This window comes from Bartonella vinsonii subsp. berkhoffii ATCC 51672 (genome assembly GCF_902825225.1).
Classification (GTDB): Bacteria; Pseudomonadota; Alphaproteobacteria; order Rhizobiales; family Rhizobiaceae; genus Bartonella; species Bartonella berkhoffii.
The window spans coordinates 1-6,271 of record NZ_CADEAK010000025.1; the positions used below are offsets into that span (position 1 = coordinate 1).

General features: G+C 36.3%; 12 protein-coding genes. 8 read left to right on the forward strand and 4 right to left on the reverse strand.

Going from position 1 to position 6,271, the window contains the following annotated elements; genetic code table 11:
• Positions 1–2: 2 nt before the first annotated feature.
• Positions 3–395 carry a hypothetical protein gene (locus J7R10_RS07455; RefSeq protein ID WP_010705722.1) on the reverse strand — a complete coding sequence of 131 codons (393 nt, stop codon included), beginning with the start codon at positions 393–395 and terminating at the stop codon, positions 3–5.
• A 221-nt stretch (positions 396–616) separates the two neighbouring features.
• Positions 617–1,252: a S24 family peptidase gene (locus tag J7R10_RS07460; protein ID WP_010705721.1), complete on the reverse strand. Its 636-nt coding sequence runs from the start codon at positions 1,250–1,252 to the stop codon at positions 617–619.
• A 46-nt stretch (positions 1,253–1,298) separates the two neighbouring features.
• On the opposite strand from J7R10_RS07460, the gene J7R10_RS07465 reads away from it, so the two are divergent.
• The 6 genes from J7R10_RS07465 (at position 1,299) to J7R10_RS07490 (ending at position 4,709) form a co-directional block, all read left to right on the forward strand.
• Positions 1,299–1,616 carry a helix-turn-helix domain-containing protein gene (locus J7R10_RS07465; RefSeq protein WP_010705720.1) on the forward strand — a complete coding sequence of 106 codons (318 nt, stop codon included), beginning with the start codon at positions 1,299–1,301 and terminating at the stop codon, positions 1,614–1,616.
• 69 nt (positions 1,617–1,685) lie between these two features.
• Positions 1,686–2,165, forward strand: coding sequence for a crossover junction endodeoxyribonuclease RuvC (locus J7R10_RS07470; RefSeq protein WP_010705719.1), 480 nt, complete (start codon positions 1,686–1,688; stop codon positions 2,163–2,165).
• Complete coding sequence (locus tag J7R10_RS07475) at positions 2,155–3,270, forward strand: DUF1376 domain-containing protein (protein WP_010705718.1); 1,116 nt, start codon at positions 2,155–2,157, stop codon at positions 3,268–3,270. Before J7R10_RS07470 ends, J7R10_RS07475 begins: the two co-directional genes overlap by 11 nt.
• A complete protein-coding gene (locus J7R10_RS07480) occupies positions 3,185–3,691 on the forward strand; it encodes a hypothetical protein (protein ID WP_035002931.1) in 507 nt (168 codons plus the stop codon). The genes J7R10_RS07475 and J7R10_RS07480 overlap by 86 nt, the downstream gene beginning before the upstream one ends.
• 168 nt (positions 3,692–3,859) lie before the next feature.
• Complete coding sequence (locus J7R10_RS07485) at positions 3,860–4,207, forward strand: hypothetical protein (protein WP_010705717.1); 348 nt, start codon at positions 3,860–3,862, stop codon at positions 4,205–4,207.
• Positions 4,194–4,709 carry a hypothetical protein gene (locus J7R10_RS07490; RefSeq protein WP_010705716.1) on the forward strand — a complete coding sequence of 172 codons (516 nt, stop codon included), beginning with the start codon at positions 4,194–4,196 and terminating at the stop codon, positions 4,707–4,709. The genes J7R10_RS07485 and J7R10_RS07490 overlap by 14 nt, the downstream gene beginning before the upstream one ends.
• 130 nt (positions 4,710–4,839) lie before the next feature.
• Here the strand turns inward: J7R10_RS07490 and J7R10_RS07495 are convergent, their stop codons facing one another.
• Entirely contained in the window at positions 4,840–5,145 is a 306-nt protein-coding gene (locus J7R10_RS07495) for a BrnA antitoxin family protein (RefSeq protein ID WP_010705715.1), read from the reverse strand.
• On the reverse strand, positions 5,123–5,422 hold the full coding sequence (locus J7R10_RS07500; RefSeq protein WP_004854240.1) for a BrnT family toxin: 300 nt from the start codon (positions 5,420–5,422) through the stop codon (positions 5,123–5,125). The genes J7R10_RS07495 and J7R10_RS07500 overlap by 23 nt, the downstream gene beginning before the upstream one ends.
• Positions 5,423–5,614: 192 nt before the next feature.
• Between J7R10_RS07500 and ssb the strand changes: the two genes are divergently transcribed.
• Positions 5,615–6,055, forward strand: a complete 441-nt coding sequence (gene ssb, locus J7R10_RS07505) for a single-stranded DNA-binding protein (protein WP_010705714.1) — start codon at positions 5,615–5,617, stop codon at positions 6,053–6,055.
• A 12-nt stretch (positions 6,056–6,067) separates the two neighbouring features.
• Positions 6,068–6,271 (forward strand): hypothetical protein (locus tag J7R10_RS07510; protein WP_208436408.1); only part of this gene is annotated, 204 nt, incomplete at its 3' end.

The following is a 6,271-nucleotide window of genomic DNA, read 5'->3' on the forward strand; positions in this document are numbered from 1 at the left end:
CCTTAATAGTTTGGATAATTTGGAAGAACATCCCAAAGAGTCAGGCGGTGCTGTTCTTCATAAGTACCGTAGACTGCATCGTTATATTTTTCGTCTGCAATTTCGTCTAAAAGTCTATTGTAGGCAGCGCTTTCACATACATAATAATCAACCTTGCTGTCCTCATCGAGAAATGCTCTGTTTTCTTTTATATATGCTTCTGCGATCTCTTCAGAAATATCTTCGCAACTGTTTTCAGAAGGATTTATTCGAAAGATTTTTATGGTATCATCTGCTTCGTCAACAATTCCTAGAATTTGGTTTTCATCAAGTGGACCTGACTCTCCAATGTATTGTTCATCACCATAGGTAACTAATAAAATTTCATCGGAATTAATAAGAATTGGCTGATCCATAATTTCCCCTCCCTAACGCCTCTTGGCGATTGTTTGTTTCTGGTTTATGGATACTAATGTAGCGTATTTAGGAACAAGCGTCAATAAGAATGTACCGATTTTAGAAATTTTTTTATATAAATGTAAAAATAACCTAGGAAATCAAAGCTGTAATTACTAAAAAGAAGGGGAAAATGTTTTGAATAGTTAGAGCTTGGGTTGTTATTTTCACTGTAGTTTTTTCAAAATCTCGGTGGTTTTATCCAGTCTATAGGCGCTGCCCAAACTAATTTAATATCTTTTATTTCTGGATATAATCTATTTAAACTTTCTAAATTAAATAAATCTGCTTTACTACCTTGTTTTACTATTTTGACAAAACAACGCCCATCTTCTGTATAAACAATTGCTTTTTTATTAAGAAGTAAATTTGGAGAAATGTTTTCTGAATAAAATAAAATTGATTTATCCTCAATGAAAGGTTCCATTGAGTCGCCCTCAACTTTTACTGCGTATGTGTCTTTTGTAATGTATGGTGGTAGTTCTACTTCTTCAAGCCAACCATCTTCATAAGGGATAATTTCTGAACCTGCTCCTACGTACCCCATTAGGGGTATAGTTTTTTTTCTTGGAAGAGGATATTTTGTGATCTCCTCAATTGCTATACCCTCTTGTACGCTTATTCCTCGTTCACCCGTTAGCATTTTATTGACTGCAGATCGGTAAATGGAGCGCTGCATCTTCTCACTTAGTTGCCTAGCAAGCGATGATTGAGATAATCCAGATTCTTGTAAGGCTTCACTCAGCCAAATTTTCATAATGTTATTCATGGTTTCCATTATATCTTTATTAGAAAAAAAATCTTTTATGATTTTCATTACATTATCTATTGATTTTGTACCGAAATAAGCTACAATATAAATTATGAAACAATTTTCGGAAATAATAAATCTATTAGGTGGGGTTCGTAGGGTATCTCAGTTGCTTGGGGTTCATAGAACACGCGTGTATGTCTGGCTCCGTCCTATATCAAAAGGTGGAACAGGTGGGAGAATTCCAACAAAACATATCCCAATTCTTTTGAATGAAGCCAACAGAATTGGAGCACCGATTAAGGCAGAAGACTTTTTCTCGTTTTTTTATAGGACGCAATCATGTGATTCTAAATTATCTTCACAATCTGCTTTTATTGCTGCTCCTACAGACAATAATGAACAGCAACAGCACAATTCATACTCTTAAAAGAAATCAAATTAATTCCGCGTCATCATACGCACACATATAAATACACAACAATCTAAAGGGGGGATTATGATCACTAACGCACCAACCATTCTTTGCCTTGATCTAGGTACAAAAATGGGATGGGCGATACATGGTGTGGATGGTCACATCTTTAGTGGCACGGTCAATTTTCAATCACGCCGTTTTGAAGGCGGGGGTATGCGTTATTTGCGCTTTAAGCAATGGCTTACAGAAATGAAAGCAACAGCCGGTGATATTGATGCCGTGTATTTTGAAGAGGTGCGCCGTCATGTTGGTACAGATGCGGCACATGTTTACGGTGGTTTTCTAGGTCATTTAACAGCTTGGTGTGAACATCATCAGATACCGTATGAAGGCATCCCTGTTGGCACAATTAAAAAAGCAACGACAGGAAAAGGCAATGCCTCAAAAGAAGAGATAATACAGGCGATGCGTGCAAAGGGACATAAGCCTAAAGACGACAACGAAGCAGATGCTTTAGCAATTTTATATTTAATGAAAGAAGGGGGGATACATGTCCAGTAAAATACCATGGACAAGACTTAATACAGACCAGTGGCTATTTAAACTCTCTGATTTACCACCTATGGAAGTCAATGTTTATGTGAAGTTGCGGATAAGAATGTTACACACGCGTGAACCTCTTTTGAACGATTCACGAATATTATCTCATTTTACTTGTTGTTCAGTAAAAAGATTTCAAAAGGCATTAGATTATTTATTTAGATCTGGACATATCATTTGTTTAGAAGATGGTCGTTTGTGGAGTTCAGATGTTGAGGAAGAACTCAATAACTCAAACGAAAATTTAAATAAGTTTTCAGAGAGAGCGCAGAAAGCAGCGCAAGCAAAATGGGCAAAACATCATAAAGAAAAAACAATCAGTGATAATCAAGATGCTAAGCATGATGCTTGTAGCATGCTTAATGGTGCTAAGCATGATGCTAGCAATGCTAATAGCAATGCACAAGCAATGCTTAATGATGCCATTAACATTAACAATAACATATATAATAAAAAAACTAACACTATCGTGTTAGCAAAAAAAGAAATTGGTTCTGAAAATTTAGAAACAAACGAACAGGTTGACGAGCCAACTGAGGTTGCTGCTTGCCAAAACCAACCAGAGCAAATCGCAAAGGTATCTGAAAACCAACCTCCCATTCACGAGCAAGAAAACGTTTCGAAAAAAGCCACGCGGTCTAGAAGTAATCGAGGTTGTCGATTGCCTGAGAATTTTGCACCTGATTACGATTTTGCAATTGCAGAGGGGTTGCCTCCAGAGCGCGTGAAAGTCGAGATTGCAAAGTTTCGAGATTATTGGAAAGCCAAGACAGGCAAGGATGCAACCAAAATCGATTGGCAAGCAACATGGCGTAATTGGATTAGAAACTCAAAAGATCATAAAATTAATCAAATAGGTGGTCATTATGGAAAACCAAATTTTGCACAAACAGAACAGCAGCGTGGCAAATCTTATCGAGTTGCACAATACATGTCCGATATCAAAAATTCAGACAGTGCGTTCAAATTTTTATTCGGTGATGACGAAAGAACCACCATTCCTTTGGTTACCGGGACAAAAACCATCAATTGCAGAAGCGGAGAGAATTACGTCATTAGCCAATGATGCGTTGAAAAAACTTGAGAACAAAGCAACGGAAGAGGAAATCAAAACCACGTATCTTGTTTTGTCGAATGGTCTCAAAAGCCCATCAGAATATGATGAAAAAGCAACAGCACTTGCGTATTTTTATACCCTTGACGGTATAAGCAGCTGGGCTTTGCAAACAGCAACAAAGAACACTTTGAGAGGCAAAGCAGAAGGTTTAAACGCAACCTTTATGCCATCAACGGCCGATTTTTATCGTTACTGTGAAAAGCTTGAAAGCAACATACGCATGAATATCAATTACATTGTTAGGAGCCTTCAAAAGCCTGAGATAGAGGACAAAGGGAAAGAGGCGCGTTTAGCACCAGAGCGTGTAGAAAAGCTTGAAACAGAGTTCAGTAAAATTTTCAAGGGCGCTGAAGATAAGACAGCAAAATAGTGAAAAGTGGTGATTGTTTTGGGATTAGATATGCGTTTAAATCGATAATAAGGCACCGTAGAGAGCGATTTAAAGATTTTATGATGAAAACCACATGAAAAATAAAAATGACTCTGTACGGCCAAATTTGAGGAAAATAGGCCAATAGTAAAATTATGGACTAAAAGCATGGGAATTTTAAAACATCTGTTCTTAAAAAAACGTAAACAGCCAAGACAAAAGAAGTTTGTTGCAACAGCTGTTGGGTATGTTCCATGGGGCGATGGAGCAGCTGAGTATTTTTACAATCTCTACGAATATGAAGATGGCACAAGAGAGTGTGAAAAGTTTGATGGTGGTCAGTATTACAAAACACCTAAAAATGCGGATTTTAGTACCAAAGCGCAAGTGAAAGCATGGGTTTATGGGGGAAATGTCCCTAAAAGCGTTCTGAATATCGAACCTCTCATAGATGAGATCAATAGAGAGATCAAAAAATTATCGAAAAACACAGGAAAAGAACATGTTTACAGATAAGCAGCTAAGAGCCTTGTTGGGCATTATAACTTTTATATTTTTATGTTTTTTAGGAATTAAAAAAAATCTTTATTTTATTCAGAGTATTTTGACATTTGCATCTGTTTCTTTGGTAATAGTCACAACCGTTTTTGCAATTTTATGCAATTCTAATATTCCTTCTGAATTGCAGAGCAACCCAAAATACAAATGCGGAAATACAACAGGTTGGGTGAAACTAACACGTGATTTACAACAATATATGCACAGACTTTTAAAGCTAATAATGTTAGCATTTGTCGCTTTAATTTTCCCAAGTAGTTATAAAGAAACAGTTTCTTTGCCTGTCATTTCTAGGTATATGGAACACAAATTTCCTTTTTCATTAGATACCATACTTTGGTACTCAGATATTGTTCTTTGGTACTCTCTTTTAGTTTGTATATTCTTTCTTATTTTGCGTACACGCAGTTTGATAAATATATCTATTTACACAATACAGTGCTCCATTAAAAAGCTATAGTAAAATTTCCGATTTTATAAAACTGTTTAGGTTAAATGGCGTTTTCTCTCCTAAACGTGCATTGATGAAATCAACAACAACATCAAAAAATTAACAGAAGCAGCTTGATGCGTTTTAAGTGGAGGAAAAGTTAGCGCATTGAACGAAGCATGGCGTCACGTAAAATGGCGTTAATCCGCGTTTGATACCCTTTCCCTTGACTTTTAAGCCACGCTAGCACATCTGAATCCACACGCACAGTTGTGACAGTTTTCGTTGGTTTATAGAATGGATTGCGAACGGCGTTTTTCCAGAATGCGTCATTGAGTGGTGGAATATCACTATGATCAATTGCACTGTCTGGCATTGCAGCCAGTTTATCAATTTCAACTCTCTGTTCATCTGTCAAAGGTGATAAGTTGCCTACATCAATTTCATAACGAACTTTCTTCTTCATAACGTTTCCTCTCTTTCGAATTGGCGCGCCGCGCCGAAATAATACGGATTACCTCGATACCGTCTTTATCATCATGGACAGTGTGTGCTACGAGCAGCAGTAAAAAACCATCCACAAGCCCCAAAGTTTGCCAACGATATTCTCCGTTTTCAATACGGTCTTGTTTAACCATGGCGAATGGGTCTGCAAAAACACGTGCCGCTATTTCAAAACTTACACGGTGCTTTCTAAGATTACTTCTTGCTTTAGTTTCATCCCATTCAAATCTTATTTTCATATCTTATGTTAATACATTTATGTATGTATATCAAGAGTTTTAAATGAACACTGAACTCTCTATTTTTTGCTATTAAAATATAATGTAATACTTTAAAAAACTGTTATTAATAAATTGAAAATATTGAAAAAATATGCAAATAATTCTAAGATTTTGCATGTATCAAATGCAAATCAAATGGAACTTACAAGCATGCTAAATAAAGTGACATTAATCGGGCGTCTTGGTGCTAATCCCGAAAGCAAAACCATGACTTCTGGAGCAGAAATAGTCAATTTTCGTATAGCGACTTCTGAAAGCTATACTGATAAAAAGACCAATCAAAAAGTAGAAAAGACAGAATGGCATTCCGTTGTAGTTTTTAATCCACATTTAGCAAAAATTGCACTTCAGTATCTCAACAAAGGTTCAAAGGTCTATGTAGAAGGTAAATTACAAACCCGCAAATGGAAAGATAGAAATGGTGGTGAACATCTTGCAACAGAGATTGTCTTGCCACAATACAAAGGCGAGTTGAAGCTTTTAGAGAGCAAAAATAACGATAATCAAGAGCCATTATCTTCTTATGACAGAAGCTTTCAGCAACCTCTTGATACGCCTCATACTGTTATAAATGATGAGGTTCCTTTTTGATTAGGTGTGAGAATGAATCAGTTAAATTTTGGACAATGGTACGTCCATAATAATATCATGATACAGCATCAGATGCTGTTATCAAAGCATAATGATGTACCTGCTACTGGTTTTGAAATAGCGATAATCATTGTAGTTATGTTGACATTGGTTGTATTTGTTTTGGAGCTGGCTAATGATAAAATAAAGATAAGCATACTAACTATAGTTATAGCT

Excerpts from the sequence above, each read along its gene's own strand:
- J7R10_RS07460 (WP_010705721.1), bottom strand. The coding sequence starts at position 1,252 with ATGAAAATCATAAAAGATTTTTTTTCTAATAAAGATATAATGGAAACC.
- ssb (WP_010705714.1), top strand. The coding sequence starts at position 5,615 with ATGCTAAATAAAGTGACATTAATCGGGCGTCTTGGTGCTAATCCCGAA.
- J7R10_RS07490 (WP_010705716.1), top strand. The coding sequence starts at position 4,194 with ATGTTTACAGATAAGCAGCTAAGAGCCTTGTTGGGCATTATAACTTTT.
- J7R10_RS07475 (WP_010705718.1), top strand. The coding sequence starts at position 2,155 with ATGTCCAGTAAAATACCATGGACAAGACTTAATACAGACCAGTGGCTA.
- J7R10_RS07495 (WP_010705715.1), bottom strand. The coding sequence starts at position 5,145 with ATGAAGAAGAAAGTTCGTTATGAAATTGATGTAGGCAACTTATCACCT.
- J7R10_RS07470 (WP_010705719.1), top strand. The coding sequence starts at position 1,686 with ATGATCACTAACGCACCAACCATTCTTTGCCTTGATCTAGGTACAAAA.
- J7R10_RS07485 (WP_010705717.1), top strand. The coding sequence starts at position 3,860 with ATGGGAATTTTAAAACATCTGTTCTTAAAAAAACGTAAACAGCCAAGA.
- J7R10_RS07500 (WP_004854240.1), bottom strand. The coding sequence starts at position 5,422 with ATGAAAATAAGATTTGAATGGGATGAAACTAAAGCAAGAAGTAATCTT.
- J7R10_RS07480 (WP_035002931.1), top strand. The coding sequence starts at position 3,185 with ATGACGAAAGAACCACCATTCCTTTGGTTACCGGGACAAAAACCATCA.
- J7R10_RS07465 (WP_010705720.1), top strand. The coding sequence starts at position 1,299 with ATGAAACAATTTTCGGAAATAATAAATCTATTAGGTGGGGTTCGTAGG.
- J7R10_RS07455 (WP_010705722.1), bottom strand. The coding sequence starts at position 395 with ATGGATCAGCCAATTCTTATTAATTCCGATGAAATTTTATTAGTTACC.